At 54.0% G+C, this 20,232-nt stretch carries 21 protein-coding genes; 17 read left to right on the forward strand and 4 right to left on the reverse strand.

Annotated elements, in window-relative coordinates:
• Nucleotides 1-4 precede the first annotated feature (4 nt).
• Nucleotides 5-2,353: a DUF3987 domain-containing protein gene (locus HG15A2_RS12640; RefSeq protein ID WP_145060579.1), complete on the reverse strand. Its 2,349-nt coding sequence runs from the start codon at nt 2,351-2,353 to the stop codon at nt 5-7.
• 419 nt (nt 2,354-2,772) lie between these two features.
• Here HG15A2_RS12640 and HG15A2_RS12645 point away from each other — a divergent pair, with 419 nt between their 5' ends.
• Nucleotides 2,773-4,194, forward strand: a complete 1,422-nt coding sequence (locus HG15A2_RS12645) for an IS4 family transposase (RefSeq protein ID WP_145060580.1) — start codon at nt 2,773-2,775, stop codon at nt 4,192-4,194.
• Between the two features lie 174 nt (nt 4,195-4,368).
• Here HG15A2_RS12645 and HG15A2_RS12650 read toward each other — a convergent pair whose 3' ends face one another.
• Complete coding sequence (locus HG15A2_RS12650) at nt 4,369-4,917, reverse strand: hypothetical protein (protein ID WP_145060581.1); 549 nt, start codon at nt 4,915-4,917, stop codon at nt 4,369-4,371.
• A 209-nt stretch (nt 4,918-5,126) separates the two neighbouring features.
• Here HG15A2_RS12650 and HG15A2_RS24820 point away from each other — a divergent pair, with 209 nt between their 5' ends.
• Nucleotides 5,127-5,798, forward strand: a complete 672-nt coding sequence (locus HG15A2_RS24820) for an ISAs1 family transposase (protein ID WP_218931927.1) — start codon at nt 5,127-5,129, stop codon at nt 5,796-5,798.
• A complete protein-coding gene (locus HG15A2_RS24825) occupies nt 5,758-6,270 on the forward strand; it encodes an ISAs1 family transposase (RefSeq protein ID WP_145057890.1) in 513 nt (170 codons plus the stop codon). The genes HG15A2_RS24820 and HG15A2_RS24825 overlap by 41 nt, the downstream gene beginning before the upstream one ends.
• A gap of 344 nt (nt 6,271-6,614) precedes the next feature.
• Here the strand turns inward: HG15A2_RS24825 and HG15A2_RS12665 are convergent, their stop codons facing one another.
• Nucleotides 6,615-6,956, reverse strand: a complete 342-nt coding sequence (locus HG15A2_RS12665) for a competence type IV pilus major pilin ComGC (protein WP_218931928.1) — start codon at nt 6,954-6,956, stop codon at nt 6,615-6,617.
• Between the two features lie 49 nt (nt 6,957-7,005).
• Here HG15A2_RS12665 and HG15A2_RS24060 point away from each other — a divergent pair, with 49 nt between their 5' ends.
• The 14 genes from HG15A2_RS24060 (at nt 7,006) to HG15A2_RS12725 (ending at nt 18,795) form a co-directional block, all read left to right on the forward strand.
• Entirely contained in the window at nt 7,006-7,155 is a 150-nt protein-coding gene (locus HG15A2_RS24060; protein WP_218931929.1) for a hypothetical protein, read from the forward strand.
• A gap of 160 nt (nt 7,156-7,315) precedes the next feature.
• A complete protein-coding gene (locus HG15A2_RS12670) occupies nt 7,316-7,711 on the forward strand; it encodes a response regulator (protein ID WP_145060584.1) in 396 nt (131 codons plus the stop codon).
• 50 nt (nt 7,712-7,761) lie between these two features.
• On the forward strand, nt 7,762-9,447 hold the full coding sequence (locus tag HG15A2_RS12675; protein ID WP_145060585.1) for a GspE/PulE family protein: 1,686 nt from the start codon (nt 7,762-7,764) through the stop codon (nt 9,445-9,447).
• 53 nt (nt 9,448-9,500) lie between these two features.
• Nucleotides 9,501-10,670, forward strand: coding sequence for a type II secretion system F family protein (locus tag HG15A2_RS12680; RefSeq protein ID WP_145060586.1), 1,170 nt, complete (start codon nt 9,501-9,503; stop codon nt 10,668-10,670).
• 42 nt (nt 10,671-10,712) lie between these two features.
• The gene (locus HG15A2_RS12685; RefSeq protein WP_145060587.1) at nt 10,713-11,042 is read left to right on the forward strand and encodes a competence type IV pilus major pilin ComGC; all 330 of its coding nucleotides are present in this window, start codon (nt 10,713-10,715) and stop codon (nt 11,040-11,042) included.
• A gap of 228 nt (nt 11,043-11,270) precedes the next feature.
• Nucleotides 11,271-11,591 carry a type II secretion system protein gene (locus HG15A2_RS12690; RefSeq protein ID WP_145060588.1) on the forward strand — a complete coding sequence of 107 codons (321 nt, stop codon included), beginning with the start codon at nt 11,271-11,273 and terminating at the stop codon, nt 11,589-11,591.
• A 37-nt stretch (nt 11,592-11,628) separates the two neighbouring features.
• Nucleotides 11,629-12,126, forward strand: a complete 498-nt coding sequence (locus tag HG15A2_RS12695; RefSeq protein WP_145060589.1) for a pilus assembly FimT family protein — start codon at nt 11,629-11,631, stop codon at nt 12,124-12,126.
• 184 nt (nt 12,127-12,310) lie between these two features.
• Entirely contained in the window at nt 12,311-12,769 is a 459-nt protein-coding gene (locus HG15A2_RS24065; protein ID WP_218931930.1) for a type IV pilus modification PilV family protein, read from the forward strand.
• Nucleotides 12,756-13,280, forward strand: a complete 525-nt coding sequence (locus HG15A2_RS12700) for a PulJ/GspJ family protein (protein WP_218931931.1) — start codon at nt 12,756-12,758, stop codon at nt 13,278-13,280. The genes HG15A2_RS24065 and HG15A2_RS12700 overlap by 14 nt, the downstream gene beginning before the upstream one ends.
• Before the next feature lie 35 nt (nt 13,281-13,315).
• Entirely contained in the window at nt 13,316-13,720 is a 405-nt protein-coding gene (locus HG15A2_RS12705) for a hypothetical protein (RefSeq protein ID WP_145060591.1), read from the forward strand.
• A gap of 64 nt (nt 13,721-13,784) precedes the next feature.
• Nucleotides 13,785-15,365 (forward strand): PilN domain-containing protein, encoded by a 1,581-nt coding sequence (locus tag HG15A2_RS12710; protein WP_145060592.1) that lies wholly within the window; start codon nt 13,785-13,787, stop codon nt 15,363-15,365.
• Complete coding sequence (locus tag HG15A2_RS12715; RefSeq protein ID WP_145060593.1) at nt 15,358-15,981, forward strand: hypothetical protein; 624 nt, start codon at nt 15,358-15,360, stop codon at nt 15,979-15,981. Before HG15A2_RS12710 ends, HG15A2_RS12715 begins: the two co-directional genes overlap by 8 nt.
• Before the next feature lie 127 nt (nt 15,982-16,108).
• Nucleotides 16,109-18,145: a type II secretion system protein GspD gene (locus HG15A2_RS12720; RefSeq protein ID WP_145060594.1), complete on the forward strand. Its 2,037-nt coding sequence runs from the start codon at nt 16,109-16,111 to the stop codon at nt 18,143-18,145.
• Nucleotides 18,146-18,318: 173 nt separating this feature from the next.
• Nucleotides 18,319-18,795 carry a hypothetical protein gene (locus HG15A2_RS12725; protein ID WP_145060595.1) on the forward strand — a complete coding sequence of 159 codons (477 nt, stop codon included), beginning with the start codon at nt 18,319-18,321 and terminating at the stop codon, nt 18,793-18,795.
• A 19-nt stretch (nt 18,796-18,814) separates the two neighbouring features.
• Here HG15A2_RS12725 and sthA read toward each other — a convergent pair whose 3' ends face one another.
• Complete coding sequence (gene sthA / locus HG15A2_RS12730) at nt 18,815-20,227, reverse strand: Si-specific NAD(P)(+) transhydrogenase (RefSeq protein WP_145060596.1); 1,413 nt, start codon at nt 20,225-20,227, stop codon at nt 18,815-18,817.
• Nucleotides 20,228-20,232: the final 5 nt, after the last annotated feature.

Here is a 20,232-nt window from a genome sequence, read left to right on the forward strand (position 1 = left end):
GGACCTACGCTGCTTTCACTGCCGCAAGGTCCAGACAGAACACTCGCTTCGGTCGCCCTTTTTGTTCGGTCCGTACGACTTGCCACGAGCCAAGCCCGGCGTTGGCAAGGCGGCTGAGGGCCGACTCCGTTTCGGCAGCTTTTTTGAACTGCGGCAGCGAACGCATGATCTCACGCGTGGTGAGCATGCCACCACGGCGTTTGAGCGTTTCCAAGAGTTCGCGATCGTCGCGTTGTTCGTCGCCTTCCTCACGCTGCTCGTAAACACGCAGTGCTTCGCTGGCAAACCAACGCACTAGCTGAACTGCTCGCTGTACATTAGTGAGACTCACCTCCGTTGCGTCGACATCATCGATGAGTTGCAGCACGAGAGCTAACCGACCGGCATAGCTCAGCAGCTTGGGCCAGGCAGCTCGGGCGTGCGGGGGTAGCTCGTCGCGACTTGCGTGGTGACTGTCGAAGAATTCTCCAAAGCACTTGCTCGCCGCTCGAGTGAGGGGCAAAGCGGTCGTTTCCAATACCGGGATTTCCCCGGTCGGTCCGGTTGTTGGCTTGCACTCGTGTTCTCCTAACGCATGCAGACGCTCGAACAGTGTCTCCACGGCGGCGGCTTGTTCGGTAGGAACAGCAACGCGGCCCCACTGCTTGGGCACTGCTGGTGGCATTGCAAACAAGAACCGAGCGGGCAAACCGGCAGCCAAGTCGCCACGTGAGAGCACTTGATGCAGCAACTGTGGCTGGATACCGCCGTAGATCGAGAGATGGGGTGCTTGGAGCGTCAGACTTCTGCGGTCGCCCGTTTTGCGATCGACCTGTGCGTTCTCCGTGTTGAACATCGAAAGATAGCAAGAGCGCTCCGCTCCCCCTTTGCCTCCACTGTAACGATCGAACCCGCCTAACAGCCCGGTCAGTTCGTCTCGAATCATCAGCACTCCACGAGGTGAATCAACCAGAATTTCCGCCAATCGCTCGATGGTAACATCGCCCACAGTAACGCGCGGCAGAGTAGGGCGGGGCGGCTTGATTGGCGGAGCACTGGTCTTTCCGCGGGAGCGAAGTTTCTCCCACGCTTTTCGATCGATTTCGTATTCGCGGCAATGCTGTTCGTAGTCGTCCAATCGCTGCTCGTTCGCCTGTTGAACTTCTGCATCTCGCCGCCGAGAAGCCGCCAAGATGGTTTTGGCAGCAGGTGTTTTTCCCTCGCCGCTGGGTGCCACCAGAGCACCCCAGATGACGCACGGCTCTTGCCAGTCAGGAGCTAGCGTGATCGCACGAGCGGCACCAATCGCAGCAGCGGCAGCACAGAGTCCCGGCAACGCGATCATCACAGGGTCTACCTGCACGCTGCTCGCAGCACTTCGCACAAAACTTGCTAGCGGTTCGGGCAATGTCTCACACGGAAACGGCTCCCATTGAGGGAATCGCTGACACAATGGCTGCTTTTCCTCGGGATCAGAGATTTGTGTCAAAGGCTCATGCCGAAGATTATCGCAGATGACCTCGGGCGTCGCTGCATCGCCGTGGGCTTCGATCCAATCGTACACATCGCCCCCCTCAGGAAGCGGCTCTCCACTAACTAAGGTGGTAAGAGTGAGCAGCGAAGTAGTTGACGAAGGTTGCAATTCTCGAAGTAGCTGAGCCACCTCTTCCGCATACTTGTGACCAGGTAAATCGTTGTCCGCAATCAAAATGCACTCCCGGCCTGCCAGCGGCGACCAATCCGTTTGCTTGGCACCACTAGAACCGCCTGCGGAAGTCGTCGCCTGCAGGCCAATGCCTCGCAGCGCCTCGGCACACTTCTCTCCTTCGGTAATGTAGATCGGTTCTTCCTTGCGATACTCCGTGAGCAATTCGTAGAGGCGATACAACGGACGGGGCGTTGTCATTGCCTTGAGCGTCCAGAGGCCCGCTCCATTGCGACTGATCGGACGAATTGTTTTACCCTCAGAGGTCTCGAAGCGTACAATTCCGCCAACAAACGCACCCTCAGCATTGCGATAGTGCCACATGTCCGCGATGCTTCCCAGGCGCGATTCTAAGTGGGCCAGTGCGGACGTGGTGGTGGGAAAGCTAGGCCCGGAGGACTTGGGCTTGGGTGAGGTAGGAGCACTCGACAGAATTCCGCTCTTTCTGCGGTGAGCAGGATTTGTGTCAGAGTCAGGCGTGCGTAGGCGATGCAGCCAACCACCATTGCCACGCTGATTGCCGCTTTCGACGCGCATGCACACCACGACTTCGGGTGCACGTGTGGGTCCGCAGAGGGCACACCAATCGGGCTTCTCGCAAATGGGGCAGGGATCGCTCTTGGTGGCTTCGCGCCAGGGCGTGTCGCTGGAAGTGGCCTGTTGAGTCATCGGTTCGCTCCAAAGAATGAGTCAAGCGTGTTAACGCGACTCATTGGAACGAATGGGGTGGCCAATTTCGCCTGGCTTTTAATCACCACTTGACGAGGTGAAGCCAGCACCCACTTTAAGGGTACCGCCCACATTCGCGTGATGTTGCACGCTAAGCGACCTCATTCCGGAGCAGATTGCCCAAATCCGTGCGGTGCTTCGCTTCTTTCATAGCTTCACGTTAGCGAACCTGTGTCCGACGCGTCGGCGTTTCACGCGAATGGCACTTACTTTTCTTTAAGTCCTTTCACCCCAACTCCTAAGCATCGCTATCGCAGCAGTGCTTTCTTTAGTCCTTGCTGAACTGACGTCGTCAAAAAAAGCCTCGCTTGCTCAGATGGTTTTGTCAAAGAACCCATCACCAGCAAGGAGGCCTTACGATGTGTCTTTCTAATCCAGTACGCATTCGTCGACAAGTCCGATTTCTGCAGCGACAGTTTCTGCAAGAAGGCGGTTTACCTTTCACGAATATTTTGTCGATGGAGCACATTTCACAGGCACTGACAGACGCGGAAGTGACCTGGAAAGACCGCGTCTACCCGCCGCTGGTTACCCTCTGGGTCTTCCTGAGCCAAGTGCTCAGCCAAGACCATTCGTGCCGAGGGGCCGTTGCTCGACTCATCGCTCATCGACTTGCTCACGGAGAGAGCGAATGCTCGGCTCTTACCGGCAGCTACTGCCGAGCCCGAAGGCGTTTGCCTGAAAGGTTCTTCTCAGCGGTGGCTTGCCAGGTTGGCCGCGTATTAGATTCTCAGGTGGATCCGAAGTGGCTTTGGAAGGGACGCCGCGTTTATATGTTCGATGGGACGACGGTCACCATGGCAGATACGCCAGCGAACCAACAGGCCTATCCGCAAATTCCGACGCAGCGGCCAGGGTTAGGATCTCCGATCGCCCGGGTCGGAGCGATCCTTTCTCTTTCTTGTGGGTCGATTGTTGGTCTGGGGGTATGCCGTTACGCCGGCAAGGGACAGGGCGAGGTCAGTTTACTCCGCAAACTCTGGGATATCCTGTCGCCCGGAGACATTCTGCTAGGTGATCGGCTGATGGCCAATTGGGCCAACATCGCGATGCTCCAACAACGTGGTCTCGATCTCGTTAGCCGGCTCAACAAAGCCAACCGTAAAGCCGACTTTCGCAAAGGAAAACGACTGGGCAAAGACGATCATATCGTTCGCTGGAAAAAGCCTTCTTCCATTCGAGCGGTGGATCGGGCGACCTATCAGTCGCTTCCTGACTTCATCACCGTGCGAGAGACGCGCATTCACGTTCTAACACGAGGCTTTAGGACGAAGAGTATTATCGTCGTCACAACTTTACTTGACCCCGAGCAAACCACCAAAGCAGATCTGGCTTTTATCTACCGGCAGAGGTGGAATAATGAGCTCGATCTAAGGTCCATCAAATCGACGATGCAAATGCACGACTTGCGTTGCAAAACTCCGGAACTCGTTCGTAAAGAGATCTGGACGCATGTGCTGGCCTACAATCTCATCCGGACAGTCATGGCTCAAGCGGCAAGTGAGCACGACATTCAGCCACGCACGATCAGTTTCAAAGGAGCCATGCAGACTCTGGAGGCGTTTCAACCGGTCATTGAATTCATGGTTGGACGCAATGCAGAATTGCGCCAGGAACTCTACGACCAGCTACTGAAGTGCATTGCCAGCCATCGAGTTGCTGATCGACCCGACCGATTCGAACCCCGAAAAAGAAAACGGCGATTCAAGCTCTACGACTTCCTCGACAAACCAAGGAACGAGGCCAAACTCGATATGCTCAAAGGAGTTAAAGAAAAGTAAGTGCCATTCGCGTTTCACGCCGAACGCACGAAGGAAATTCTGCAAAGTGCATCGGCCAACTGACCGACGCAACTTCGGGAGTTGGCGTTATGAGCGAGGTCGAAGGGACTTCATGCAATACGAAATATCGAACAGCCCATTAAGGGCGGTCAGGTTGCGGCGATGTCTAGAGGGTCAAAGTTTTCCGAAGTCAGTCGGCTCAGAGGTCTGCCCGCAACCGGCACATGTGCAGTGACAAAGAAAAACGCTGAACAAATCTTCCCACGCTTCGTCAAATTCGTCGGCCAACTCGTCTGGATACCAGAACACAAAGCCCGCCACTACTGAGAACACATCGCTACCGCAATCCGAACAACGAAATACTTGACGTGACCCCTCGCCTATAAGCTTAGAGGAGCCGTGCTCGTCACCCTCAAGCCGGGCAACTTCGGCGTGGTAACCATGAAGGTCTGTGTTGAGAAGTTCTGTGACCGTGCTGCAGGTGTTGCACTCAAATGCCAGTGGACTTAAGAAACACTCTGGACCATCGTACTCCGCGTTGTAGTCCTTGAGCGGGTAGCCGAGGAAATGACCTTGTTCGCCACCGCATTTACAAGCGATTCGCCAGACTGAGCATGGATTTTCATCAAATGGCTTAGGCAGTTCAGCTGGGGTGGTCTTGAATTGTTTCAAGCAGGACGGGACAGCCGTCTGCAGCCGCTTTACCAACTGTGCTTCGTCCATTCTGCTTCCTCCCATTCACCTATTGCATTTGCACTTATCAGCTCGCACCCGACGTGGCGTTCTGCCCAAAGTATAAACGCGGCGTAGTGTAACCTCAAATTGCATCAGGAGGACCACAGGACTACGCAAAGAATGAACCTGTGCAGATCAGGTTGCGTACGTGTTTTAGAGCAACTAACGTTTCGTCCTTAATTTCAGGAGGTTTTACTGTGAATGCCGCTCACGCGGAGAGTCTGCTAGCTCACTTGCAGCAGATTCCCGACCCGCGTGGGGCTAAAGGAAGGCGCCACTCATTGCAGGCCATGCTGGCCACCGTTGCCTGTGCCGTATTGTGCGGTGCGCGAGGCTATGAAGCCATTGCCCAGTGGATTCACGCTCAAGAGAAGAGCGTTTGGTATCTGCTGGGGTACTTTCGCACGCCGCCCAAAGAAGGCGCGTTTCGTTACTTACTGAACATGATGGACCCGGAGCAACTCGAACAAGCCTTGCGTGCTTGGATCACTCCTCACGCAGAAGTCGACCCCCAAGCAATGGCCTGCCTAGCCATTGATGGAAAGACGCTTTGTAAGACCCTGGATCGGTACGGCAAGTCGGTCCATCTCTTGAGCCTGTTTGATCAGCAGACCGGCTGCGTACTCAGCCAAATGCCTGTCTCGGGAAAGACGAACGAGATTAAGACCGCCCCCGAAATTCTCCAGACGCTTGTCTTGGAAGGACGTGTGGTGACCGGAGACGCGATGTTCGCACAGACCGAGATTTGTAGGACCATTACCGATTCGGGCGGTGACTTCCTGATTGTCGTAAAAGGCAATCAGGGAAACTTAGAAGAAGACATCGCCGGTGATTTCTTACCGGCCTTTTCCCCCCGCCAGTCAGCATAAAAAAGAGGCGTTCCAAACCGAGGTCCGGACGCACACCAAAGAGCATGGTCGCGTTATCACGCGGCATCTTCAGGCCAGCACGCGGATCGTTCCGCACCTCTCTCGCTGGCCCGGACTTCGGCAGGTGATTCGCTTAGAGCGTACGAGTCGTCGCAACAACGAGACGATCACCGAGGTCCAGTATGCCATCACCAGTCTCTCTCCGCAGCGTGCCGATGCGGAGAAGCTGCTTGAGATCTGGCGTAGCCATTGGGGCATTGAAAACCGTTTGCACTGGGTTCGTGATGTCCTCTGGCAAGAAGACCGTTGTGGGGTCCGTCATCACCGTGGAAGCCAAAACTTAGCCTGCTTCCGCAATGCGGCTATCAATCTGCTCCGTTTAGCCAAAGTCCCCAGCCTCATCGGTGCTATCAGAGAAAACGCTTACCGAGTCGATAAGCTATTCGCCAAGCTGGGTATCATGAAACTTTGAATCGCCCTGAGGAGGACCACATTTCACCCTGGAATGGGACTCCCGAATGTGCACAGGACAAATACCCCGATGCAGATTGGGTGATTTGCTAAATCCCCTCGGCTTCATCGTCCGACGCACTTTAGCAGATGTCCGTTCGACGCGTCGGCGTCCGACGCTTCGTAGCAAGTCCCAAAAACGTCCGTTTTTGGGACTACACGAGTCAGGGCCAGGCGTAAGCACTTACGTCGAAACCAGTGCCCCAAGACTGGTCCCACATTCAGAATCCTCTAACGCTGGTCAGTCTCTAGCTATTGGGACTTCCTTAGCGTGCAAAATAGCATGCATGGGGGCGGTACCCCACTTTAAGGATGCGTTTCACCGACATGGCTATCGATGCGCTCTCCCGCGACGTCCAATTGATAGGCGTTGCCGGATACGGGACATGTGGGGATGCCGCTGGGGAAGTGTGTTGGTTCCAGGGTAGCAAGATCGGCAGGGAAGCTGCCGTTTTCTAGATTGTATAGCTCCAAGGCGGAATTCAATTGTGCGCGATTGTGACTGCACGTCTTCACCGCGGCGTTGTGGCTCGATACCGAAGCGCGCGGAACAATAATGCCCGCTAGAATTCCGATAATCGTTACGACTGCTAACAGTTCCAGCAAGGAGAATGCTCGGCGTGGACTTGCGGGGGAGGTCTTCATCATTTGGTCTCTTCGAATCCGTTTTTGTCCTGGCAGTTGAGTGCGGTGCTCAATGAGCCTCATTGAGTGGTATGAAAGCATAGCACCCGACAGCAGTTGCGTGCCGGATGTGACCCTGTTCATGGACCTCACCAATGCTCTTGCCGTCGTCGCCTTGACGGTTAGCCGGATTGTACCGCTCGATGCGGCAAGGTTCGCTTAGAGAAACCGCTCCGGTGAGTAAGACTTTGACTCCCCACTTCTGCGAGCTATTTTTGCTAGGCGTGTTGTCAGAGGACAACCTGCCTTCTCGGGAAATGATTCCGGGAGTCACCAGCTACGCCGGGTTGAGGACGACCCTGCTCATCCCCCCTAAATAAAATATGTCATCGCCCCGTTCCATCGTCTTGTTGATTGAAGAAGAGCCTGTACTCCGCGAGATTACTGCGTTTCGTTTGGAGTTGCTCGGATTCGAAGTAGTGGAAAAAGACAACGCCGCGAAGGCCTCGTTATGGATCAGTTCCAAGCTGCCCAATTTGGTTGCCATAGGACACATATCCGATGTCGACTCAATCGAATTCATCAATCGGCTTAGCGACGACCAACGTAGCAATCACATCCCCGTTGTGTATCTCTCAGCCAATTCCGACCTGGAAGAAGTGCAACGGGCGTTTAACGCAGGTGCAGACGAGTACCTCGTCACCCCGTACGATCCGGTCGTGTTGGAAAAGAAGGTTGTGAACTTGATTGCCGCTGCCGCAGAACACACCCCAGAGTAAGTCCCCCCCTCCCCGGTTAGACTCCCCCTCCCCAAGATTGCGATATTTCTATGGCCCGTTTAGGCGACATCCTTGTTCGACAAGGCTGCATCACTGAAGCTCAGTTGCAAAGTGCGCTGATCGCTCAGGGTTCGGAGCGTGGTCTACTAGGTACGATCCTCATTCGGCGAAGTTTGATTTCGCCGGAGCAGTTGGGCAATGCTCTTAGCGAGCAGTACGGTGTGGAGTTTGTGGAGGTGATTGCCGAAAGCATCAACCCGCAAGTTGTTCGCCTGCTTCCTGAAGAGCTCGCCCGCGAACGACGTGTGGCACCCATAGCAGTGGAAGGAACCGCCTTGCAGCTTGCCATGATCGCTCCTGACGACATGGATACGATCTGCGAAGCGGAGCTTATTACCGGCTACCACGTCGAACCGGTGGTTGCCTTGCCAAACAGCATCAGCGCTGCGCTGGATCGTGGATTTGACGATCGTGTTGTCGCTCGCCAGACGGTAGTCGACATGAAGATGGCCGACTTAGAAGCGGCTGAGGACATGATCGAGGAGGAGCTTGCCACTGACACGCTTGAAGAAGATCAAGCTCCCGTCGTGCGGTTGGTGCGGGCCATCCTGATGGGTGCCATCAATGCAGGGAGCAGCGATATCCACCTCGAGCCCCATCAGCCAGAGATGCGAGTGCGTTACCGCGTAGACGGAACCTTGCAAGCGGTGATGACCATCCCGAGACATATTGAAGAAGCAGTCGTGGCGCGTATCAAAGTGATGGCCGACATGGACACCACCGAAAGCCGCCGTCCGCAGGATGGCCAGCTGACCATTCACGAATCGGGCTCGCGAGTGAACTTTCGTGTTAGCACAATCCCCACTGTGGGCGGCGAAAAAGTCGTGATGCGGCTCTTGGACGAGGGTAGCCGCTCGTTTCAGCTAGAGCACCTTGGCCTGTGCCAACGCGATCTGAACAAGATTCAAACACTGATCGACAAGCCTCACGGCATGATCGTGGTGACCGGCCCGACGGGCTCGGGTAAGAGTACGACCATGTACTCCGTACTCTCCAAGCTCAACGCTGTGAGCCGCAACATCGTTACCGTGGAAGACCCGGTTGAGTATCGCCTCCCGGGCATCAATCAGGTTGCCTCCGATAGCGAGCACGGCCTGGGCTTTGCGAATGCCCTGAAATACATCATGCGTCAAGATCCTGACGTAATCATGCTGGGTGAAATCCGCGATCACGAAACCGCCAAAACTGCTGTGCAGGCAGCCCTCACTGGTCACTTGCTCATTAGCACATTGCACACCAACGACGCCGTGGGTGCTGTGAACCGGCTTAATGACCTGGGCATCGATAACTTCAAGACCGGTGGAGCGTTGCTCGGGGCGATAGCCCAGCGTCTGTTACGCTCTATCTGCGAGCATTGTAAAGAACCGGCTGAGTCAAATGATCATTACTTGAACGCTCTCAACCACGGCATTGATATCCCACCAGACACAATCTTCTACCGTGGCCGCGGCTGCAAGAAGTGCCTGGGAACAGGGTACTCTGGTCGTGTCCCTATTTACGAGATCATGGTCGTTACGCCGCGACTCTCCGAAGCTATCGAGAAGGGCTTGCCCACAACAAAAATTCGTGAGATTGCCGTTGAAGAAGGCATGGTGGAGCTTGCCGGTGCCGGTATCGAGCAAGTGATCGCCGGCAAAACGACTCTCGAAGAAGTCTTCTACAAGGTCTCTGGCTAAATAGCCTGTAGGGAACGCCCTTAGTGGCATTTCGCGGAATAGGAACATCAACCATGTCAAGACGCAAACGCTACGCAACAGCCACTGCCGGAGTCGGAACCTATGATTCCGGCGGTACAGTTACCAAGGCGGACGAACCGTTCGACCTTTGGGTAGCGCTCACCAAGCCGCGAAATGGCCAACACAAGATGAAGCCTGCGGAGATGACCTTCATCCTCCGTAATCTTTCCACTTTGGTGAGCAACGGTGTTCCGCTGCCCAAAGCGCTAAGCACGCTAGCCAAGGAAGACTCGTTGTCGAAGCATCAAGAGGTGTTGGACGCGCTGCGTCGCAAAGTGGAAGGCGGTTCCACGTTCAGCAGTGCTTTGAGTGCCTACCCCCACATGGCAGACAAAATCACGCTCGCGCAGATCCGATTGGGTGAGCGTTCAGGTACGTTGGTGGATACACTTACCCATCTGGCTGAGCATCGCAACAAGTCGCGTGAGCTCCGCGAACAGGTCATAAGGAAGCTCGCATATCCAGTAATGCTAGTCGTTCTCGGTGGCGGGCTGATCACCTTCCTGCTCTTGTACGTAGTGCCCGTATTTCAAACCACCTACGAAGACGCCAAGGTTGCGCTGCCCTTTGTCACCCAGGTGCTCATTACCTTTGGTGAACTTTGTAAGAGATACTTACCCTGGATCGTTGGTGGCGGAATACTAACGATTGCTGCCCTCAAGCAACTACGGAAGAAGGACGATTTTGCTTCCAAAATGGATCGCGCTGTGCTTCGACTCCCCATGTTTGGCAATCTGTTGAGGGACATGTCGGTTCTGCAGGTTATGGAAGTACTAAATAACCTAATGAGTGCCGGTTTTAACCTGGCAGATGCACTCGCGGATACTGCGGATTCCGTTAGCAATCGAGCGGTACGCAAGGCCGTGACAGACTTGCGGATCGCAGTACAACGCGGCGAGCGATTCAGCCGTGAACTTGAAAAGCACGAAGACCTCTTTCCACCAATCGTAAATCAACTGGTTATCGTCGGCGAAAGCACAGGCAAGCTCACGAACGCTACATTCGACATTTGCAATCACATACGTGCTGAAATCGAGCGAAAGACCACCATGATGGTGGGTGCCTTGGAACCGATTCTTACGATCGGCCTCGCTTCGGCCATTGCCGTGATCCTGTTGGCGATTTACTTGCCGATGTTCGACATGGTCAATACGATCTCGTAAAACAATCAATTGCCCTCATTTCAACTTGCCTGGTGAATTATCGTGATAGGACAAAGCAGAACACGCCACGGCTTTTCCATGATGGAGATGATGGCAGTGATCGCACTGCTCGGAATAATCGCTGCTGTGATGGTCCCCCGCCTTGCCGGCAACGACGTTAAAGCAAACAGGGCTGCCTGTCACACAAACATCGGTAATATAGAAATTCAAGCGGAGCTTTGGCACCATAATACTGGTGGCTGGCCTGCCACGAATCTGTCTGACATCGGTGCGGATCTTGATTACTTCACTGACGGCATCGCTACGTGCCCTGTGGATGGCGCGCCGTATGCCATTGATGCCGCAGGGCGTGTTGTTGGACACACCCACTAGCGGGTTCTCGTTAGTGGAAAGCTTGCAATGGCACCGAATGTGACGGTTAATCACCCTGTCAACTCCACGGAGTTGGCAAAGATCGTAGAAACCACAAACACGATGTAATTCGTGACCTACTTTTAAGTAAACCGTAGGAGCTAACACCACAAGTTCCCAGTTTATTAGTAATGGGTCGTTTGACCGGCCCCCTCGACCTTTCGGTCCTGCCCATAGGAGTTCCCTGAAATGAAGAAGTCTGGAAAACGCAGCGGTTTCTCGTTGCTCGAATTGCTTGCCGTTGTAACAATTCTCGGCATTATCGCCTCGATCATCGTGCCTCGTGTAACGGTTTCGAGCGATACCGCGAAACAGAAGGTTCGTGCTCACCACATTGGTACACTCAATGCATCTGTCGAACGCTTTTACATCGACAACGGCACATGGCCAGACGATGCTGCACCGTTTAGTGCTGGTAACCTGGACAGCGTTTACCTGCCAGATGGAGCACCAACCGACCCGACAGGCGTAGGCTACACCTACAACGCCACTAAAGAACGTTTTGAATAAATCGCCAAGTTGAATTACCCACAGGGCGATCACTTTTATGCGAACACAATCGCAAAATCAGCTCAGAGCTCGCCGTCCCTTGGGATGGCGGGCTTTTAGCTTGTTGGAAGTCACAGCCGTAGTCGCGGTCATTGGCATCGTCAGCTTGGCGGCGATCTCGCGCCTTGGCAACGATTCGCTGACAAACCTCAGTGCCGAGGGCTACGCTCGCACATTGCAATCTGATCTGCAGCAAGTCCGCCAACGCACAGCTGCTACCGGCGACAACCATTTCCTGCGTGTAACCTATGATGGCTCGAGTATATCGAGCTACGTGATGTGGCGCAGAGCAAGTGGCGGCGATGTCATCGTCGACTCAGCTCGCACTACGCCGGTTGGCCTAGTAGTGACCTCTACGCACGCCGACTTGGAATTTGATTTCGACGGTTCATCGTTGGCTCTCTATACCGTGACTATCGTTGGTCCCAGTCGCTCGTGGCAAGTTACCACGGTACCCGCTACGGGGCTCTGCCAAGTTTTCGACATCACACCGTAAACCTCGCTAGTTCGGGGTTTACATTCTTGGGTGTGTTGTATGGCGATTGCCTACTGTGAGGGTCCACACGGTTGTTTCGATTTTGTTCGGGAACACCCGAGAACCCAGTAATCACGTATTCTGTGACCTATGCTCTTGATGAGACGTTGAGTTCTGTCAACGTCGTAATCAATGTTTTTGCAACATGAATACACGACGCCCTCACCAACGACGAAGTACAAGGCGCTGCGGCTTCTCTCTACTAGAGATGGTCGCCGCGACGGCTCTGGTCACCGGTACGTTAGTACCTGCCTTGGCTTTCATGCGAGATGCAATGTCGGTGAGTAGAGAAGCGCACATGCGAAGTTTGCTTTCCAACTTCGCTGTCATGAAGCTCGAAGAGCAAACCTCAGTTGCGATGCGCAATTGGACAAACCTTACCGACAACGGCAACCTGGGTGCCTACGGGCATAGTGAGCTTGGATATGAACTAACTCAATCAGACGCCCCAGCAGATGGTGGCATCGCTGGACAACTCATGTCGATTTCGGTCACCATTTTCGACGATTCCGACGCTAGTGGAACTCCCGGAGCCACCGAAATTCAGATCACTTTCCGAACTAAGATTTCCAAACTGCTTTCCTACGAAAATGAAGAGCTCTAGCAGCAAACCGAAACGAGGCTTCTCGTTGCTCGAATTGAGCATCGCGATGGCTATGATGGCTGCACTTTCAACAGCTAGCATGGTTGTGCTGCGCACTTCGCAAACCTCCTGGAATCGACACCGTGAGGACCATCAGCGTACTCAAGGGGCAGCAGCTATTGTAAGACATATTGTCAGAAACGTTAGACAGGCAACTGCGGTGACAGCAATATCCGCTCCTGCGGACACCTCGGGTACCTTGTCCCTGTTGCAATTGGATGGGTCCGTATTGGTATGGGACCACGACAATATCAACGATCAAGTGAATTTCGGTGAGACTACCGCGGGCAACCTATTCGCCAACCATGTGACTCAGCTGAAATTTGTTGGCTATAAGGTCGATGGCACCACCCCAACAGAAGAGACCGATCTCATTCACATTATCGAGTGTTCCGTAACTTACGAACTTAATCGCCCAGCAGGTACTACGACCCAAGTGCTCACTTCGAGAGCCTGGGTCCGATCCTGGTGAACCATGACAAGCAGACAATCAAGCCCCACAGATCCATGATCAGTCAACACGCAAGACAACGCCATCAACGCAGAGCCTATGGCTCGCCTGCAATCGCGCGCCGCGGTGCCGCTATGATGCTTTGCCTATTTGTTGTGTTCATGACCACGATGTTACTCGTTCAGATCCTAAATACGCTGACGAGCGACTTGGTTGTAATTCGTAGCACGATCGACCATGAACGTGCGCTCTACTTGGCGAACGCTGGCGTTCACGAGGCAGCAGCTCTGCTCGAGGCAGACAACACGTGGCGGGGGGTAGCCTCAGAAGGAACCTTCCCGAATCACGACACCTACACGGCAACGGCTGTCGATGGAGCGGATCCGTTCTCCGTGATCGTCGTCTCCTCTGGAGCCTCTGGCGAGGTGACCAGAAGCGTGACAGCCATGCTGGAATATTGAACCTTCTCAATAAACTATCAACTACGTACTTCCAACTACTAACTCTTAACTCCCATATAAGATCATGAGCGATCGTAGAGAAACTCAAGAGCGGCGCGACAAAAACGAACGACGCCGTCACGCACGACGTCTAGCTAACGACGACCAAGGACTGGTCCTTGAACTTAACGGTTCTGAACTTTCGGCCGTCGAGTTGCAACGCGTTGGGGCAGGCAGCCCCGAAACTGTTTCCGCCATCAAGATGACTTGGCGCAAGGAAGCAACTACTTTGAACAGTGAAACAGGGATGCAGGAGCTTACCGAAGCGATACAGGTCGTTGCGAAGCACTTTAATCTGCAAACACCAGTAGTGCATCTTGTACTCAGCGGAGAGTTTTGTGTCACTAGAGCGATTCGCGGTACGAATGAGGAGGTTCGTGCAGAACTTCAACGCCTAAGCCAACGCAGCCGGCTCTACTTATCGCTGGGTCCTGGCGAAAAGGTGATCGTCTCGAAAACACGGACGCTTGATGCTCGCCATCAGTATGCTCTGGCAGCCGTCTGTAATTCGAAAACGCTCAGCACCATCCAGCTCGCAGCGGAAAGCACTGGCCTACACATCGCCTCGATCGAACCTGCGTTATCCGCAGCCAATCGTGCAATTTGTCGAATTTCTGATGTGCCTGAGACACCCTACCTGCTGATTCATCTCGATGAATCTACGCCTGATATTGGCGTCTGTCATGGAGGCCAGTTGTTGCTTGACTATCGCCCTGGCGGGCGTGCCAATCCCGCGGAGCTCCCGGCTTTACTTTCAGAACATTTGAATCGACTCCAACGGCATACCGGGCGCCAACTACATGCGCCGCCTCCTGAACTCAGAAAAGTTTATCTGTGTGGCCAGGAAAACTCTGTAGAAGCTGCTTTGGAGTCTTTCGCCAAGCAGGGACAATTCGAGGTTTCGCGGGCGACTGTTGAGCAAGTCGATGCTACCTGGACCCTCGGAGAGAGTGCTAGCAGACAAGCGGGAATTCCTGCCCTGGGAGCCTTGCTGTCGAATTTTTTTATGGGAGATAGCGAGCCTGATGGACCCAACTTGATGGAACACATCATTGCAAGCACGCGAGAGCCGTTGAAGCCGACGCTCATTCGTAGCGCAATACCCATCGCTGCTACCTTACTTGTTGCCGCAGTCATTGGCATGTTAAATCAACATATGCAGAGCGATATTGACGCTTTGCAAGCAAATCTCGACGAGCTAGCCCCAGCTCAGGCCCGTGCTACCGAGCTGCGACTTCAGTTGATGAGTTCCCAGGCGAAACTCACAGAGATAAAGACGGTAGCTGAGCAGCTTGGCAAGCCACTTGGGAGTCACCTGATTGAGCAGCTAGGCAATTGTATGCCCGGCGATGTTTGGCTAAGTCATCTGAACGTTACCAATGGAACCGCGGTTCAGATCCAAGGGAGCAGCTTCCTCGAAGCGGGTGTCTACGATTTCGTGCACTGGCTGGAGCAGTCCCCAGCATTTGCCGAAGTGGCCCTAAAGAGTACTAGTGCAGGCTCATCGAAGTCAGGCCCCATCACTGGATTCAATCTAGAGCTCGACGTGGCAAAATTTAACGATCAGACAGACCTTCCCGTTGAAAAGGTGGCTCACAATGAATGATTCCCTAATCCGCAAATTCTGCGAAACCGGTTATCGTTGGCCAATCGTTGCAACAGCCACGCTGCTCATAGGCCTCGTGACCTTGTTGCCGCTTGCCGATGACTATTCTGAGAGAAGTGAGGCTTGTAGCGTTCTTACCGAGGAGTTGGATCGTGCCCGTCAGAAGGTAGAAGCACTTCCAAAGTTCGAGGAACGAGTCGCTGCCCTCTCAACGGAACTGACCGCCTTGGAAAGCCGAGCGGTTACGGCGGAACGTGTCGGGGACTTTCGCAGTAGGATTATTGAGCTCGCACGAGAGAGTAACTGTCAGCTTCGTAGGATCGACATCGGAACACCAAATTCGAGAATTTGGACCAAAGAGGGCGACGTACTCTCCACCCAGTCTGTACCTAAGAGTGCAAAAAACAAGACGCCATTCCAGATTGTTCGACGGTCGATGGTTTTAGCAGTAGATGGCGAGATAGCCGACTTAAAAAACTTGATAGCAAAGTTTCAGGAAGAGAATACGCTTGCCCACCCGGCACGTTTAAGCATGAGCAGTTCTGGTCGCGCTAGCGATCGGATTGCTATGGAAGTGGAACTTTGGGTCTACGACCTCACGAGGAAGAAATCGTAGTAGGAGAGTGTTGAGGAAAGCCGCTTATCTCAAGGAAGAGTGACCGGCGGATTTAGAGCAAGAAATACCGGCTGAGGCCATCGCAAAGTTGGTCGATAGCAACCTGGGGCAGTGTCAAGGAGGACACATGCTCGACACCAATGACATAATCAATCTGCCCTACGCACTTCGGGTCAAGCCCGTGCTGCGAATTGCGCTCACCTTGGCCCTCGTTCTGGCTGCAAGTGGAAACTCGGTGCGCGTCTACGCACAGGGCGAGCAGGCCCCGACTCGCCGTGGTCCCGCCCTTCGGGTGCCTGCCCCGCTAGGAGTTTCTCCGGCATCTACTCAGCGTGAGCAACCTCGTCTCTCACAAAGTGACTCGACTGAGACACTACGCGCCGAAGAGGTGCAACCGAAACTCACTCTCGAAGAGTCCCTTGATCGAAAAGGAGACCTAATTCTACGTGGCACGAACTCAAGTATTGAAAATGCACTGTTTGCGATCAGCGAAATCTGGAAAGTAAACATCGTCGTTGGCAAGGATGTGAGAGGCACTGTTTCTGGGACCTTTACGCAAGCCCCGCTCCGAGAGATCCTTGATTCCATTCTCTCGGTGAACGGCTACTCTTACCGTGCAATAGGTGACAGTATCACCGTACTGCCTGAGAATGCGGTCGGAAGTGCCAATCCGCTATACCGCGAGCTATCGATCCCGATTTACTACGGCGACCTCAACGAGCTCGCAGATGCAGCCAAACTGCTCACGAGTGCCCAGGGGCAAGTTCGTCCGCTGAAGTCTGCTCGAAGCCTACTCGTTATCGACTACGCAGATCGTGTGGAAACGATCCGAAACTTCATCAGTCGCATGGAGAATGCGGCATCAAAGCTCGACACTTCCCCTCAAGCAGTGGGCGTGCCACAGTTGGAAGTGGCGTATTTCCACACACAGTACGTCCCAGCGGACAACGTGAAATCCTCTTTGAGTACAGTGATGAGCCCCGAGGGGCGCATTGAGGTTATGAGCCTCGAGAATCGGGTTGTCATCGTCGATTACCGCAAGAATATCGATATGGTTCGCAAGGTTCTGTCTCGCATCGACCGTCCTCGACCGCAAGTTCGCATTACTGCGCTCATCTACGACCTCAGTCTGGAGGATGTAGAAAAGCTAGGCGTTAACTGGAACAGTGGAGCCAAAGGCAACTCACTGGGGGCCGATGGCAGTCCTAATCAGTTGTTGGAGCTAGATACCACAACGCTGGTACCACTTACTGGTGCTGGGAGCGCTCTGACAGTTCAAAGCCTAACGCGCAACTTCGACATTACTGCAGTGATGGTCGCATTGCAAAACGCGAATGATGCTCGTCTGCTGGCCGATCCTAATGTTACTGTCATGGACAATGAAGTGGCAGTATGGAAAAGTGTGTCGGAGATTCCCTACCAACAAATAACTCAGAGCGAGTTTGGTGGCAACATTGGCACCACAGCCTTCAAAGAGGCGGGAATCACGCTGAAAGTTCAGCCCACCATTGCCGCCGACGGTACCGTGGAGATGCTTATCGAGCCTGAGTTCAGCCGTCTGGCAGGATTCACGCCACAAGAAAATCAGCCAATTATCGATACACGCAAGACCAGCACCACAGTGCGTGTGGCCAATCGTCAAACTCTCGTTCTCAGTGGTCTACGGCAACGCAGTGATACAGGCGAATTCAACGGTATTCCTTTTCTTAAGGACATACGTGGCATTGGGCCATTGTTTCGCTCTCGGGATACCAACGTCCGGGAAAGCGAATTGATTGTCTTCATCATGCCAGAGATCGTCGGTTACGAAGACCCCCTCGACGCCCGACAATACCAAGCGGCCGAAACGGTGAATTGCCGGCTGGACAAGATTCCCCAGGCAGAAGGGTGCCCAGCTGATTGCCAAGGATGCTCAGAAGGCATTGGAGCTTGCGAAGAAGATCGCTTGATTCAATTGCCACCTGTCGGAACGGAAGTCGAGCCGGAAATTATCGAAAAGGGCGGCACGACCTCGGCAGCCGTCCCAATGCGTCCCCAGTACGAGGCGCGGTTCCGGGCCAATGTGCCTAATTCTGAAAATGGACGTCGCCTGACCGATGGGCCTGCGGCTCCCTCCAAGGTGGAAGCAAGACGCTCCTTTTGGCAACGCATGAAGGGTTCGTAACGATTGCTCGGGCAATTCGCTTAGGAAGCCCTAGTAAAGACCTCCCGTTTGCCGCGTTCTACTTATCGAAACTGCGTGTTTTCCCCGTATGAGCTACCTTTGAGAAGCTGAACTATTGTCGCGAGTGTTTCACCACGAGGCACCCAAAGCGTTCACTTCCAAGGACTCCCATCATGAATCGTTCCCCACTCTCCTACTTGTCAACTTCCCTAGTCGCGTTGTCCCTTATGGGTTGTGGCGAGCCCGTTGTGCAAGAAACTCCCGCTCCGTCAGAATCTACCCCCACAGATGGACCCGTTTTAGGCTCACCTCAGCCTGAAGCAGTTCCTGCAAAAGCAGAGAGCGATGCGCCAGAAGTAGAACAAACCGTTGAGGAAGCATACGTAGCCCCTTTTCCAGAGCGCGTAGATATCTTTGCAGCGCCAAGTCGCAAGGGCGTGACGAAGAGTAACGGTGAGCAAGGCGAAGCGGTAGAGCTCTTGGGCTTCTCAAACGTGCACCAACCTCAGGCACTGCTGCTTGTGAATGGCGAAGTTTCGCCTCTCGCAGCTGGCGATAGCTTTTACGGAATCAAGGTGCTATCCATTCAGCCGCCGGTAGTTAACCTGGAGCAGGGCAAGCAGCGTACCCAGCTTTCTCTTGCCAACTAAGGACCTTGGTGGCATTCGATTACACGTGGTTCAACTTATTGAGACCGTTGTACGCAGCCACCTTGTAGCACTCTGCAAGCGTCGGGAAGTTGAACACGTTGTTGATAAAGAATTGTGCCTTTCCGCCTAATGCCATGACGGCTTGCCCGATATGGATTAGCTCCGTGGCACCGGTTCCAATAGTATGAACGCCAAGAATCTCGTGCGTGTCTTGGTGAATAAGCAACTTGAGCATTCCTAGCTCGTCTCCAATCAGTTGCCCGCGAGCGATTTCTCGATAGTGTGCGATGCCAGCTTCGAAGGGGATACCTTCCTCAGTAAGCTGTTCTTCAGTTTTGCCGACCATCGAGATCTCTGGCACAGCATAAATTCCATATGGGAACAGCGACGTATTGTAGTTCCCTACGTCACACTGCCCGAACGCATGGCAAATTGCGCGACGGCCTTGCTCCATCGATGTCGACGCAAGGGCAGGGAAGCCGATCACGTCGCCGGCAGCATAGACGTGTTCAACATTGGTTTGATAGTCGTCATTCACGTGCAATCGTTCGCGGTCATCGAATTCGATGCCTACCTTGTCGAGCCCCAACGCTCCACAAACGCCTTGCCGCCCCACGGCATAGAGTAGCGTCTCTGCGCGGAGTGTTTTACCGGACTCAAGCTGAGCTTGCACGAGGGTATGCGGGGTGCCATTCTGAACTTCCACTTCCTTGATCTCTTCCACCTTCTCGCCTAGTCGCAGGGTCACGCTCTTTTGACGTAAGAAGTATTGGAAAGCGTCGCAGATTTCGCGATCGAGGAACCCAAGTAAGCGATCGCGTCCCTCCACTAAGGTAACTCGCACCCCGAGAGTTGACATGATGCAGGCGTACTCGGTTCCAATTACTCCGCCGCCGACCACGATCATTGTGCGTGGTAAGCGATCTAGCTTCAAGATTTCGTCACTAGTGAAGATTGAGCCCTCGTTGAACGGGATATTCTCCGGTCGAGCAGGACGTGTACCTACGGCTATCAGGAACTGATCCGCGGTAATGACTTCTGAACTATCCGGCCCATGGACAATCACTTCATTGGGCGATTGAAACTCGGCGCGTCCCCACAGCAACTCCACATGATTTCGGTCGAACTGACTACGGATGACGTCCCACTCTTGACGAATCACTTGCTGCGAAACCGAGGCTAAATCTGCCACTGTGATGTCGCTTTTCACGCAGGTGGTATTGCCAAAAAGACCTCGGCGGTTGACTCCCGTTAGATGCAGTGCTGCTTCGCGAAGGGCCTTCGAGGGGATCGTGCCGGTATTGATTTGCGCTCCGCCTAGTACGGAGTTTTTCTCGATCACAGCGACTCGCTTACCCAACTTGGCGGCTTGGATCGCCCCTTTTTGACCTGCGGGTCCGGTGCCGATAATAATGCAGTCGTAATGTTTCATGAAGT

Source organism: Adhaeretor mobilis (assembly GCF_007741515.1).
Taxonomy (GTDB): domain Bacteria; phylum Planctomycetota; class Planctomycetia; order Pirellulales; family Lacipirellulaceae; genus Adhaeretor; species Adhaeretor mobilis.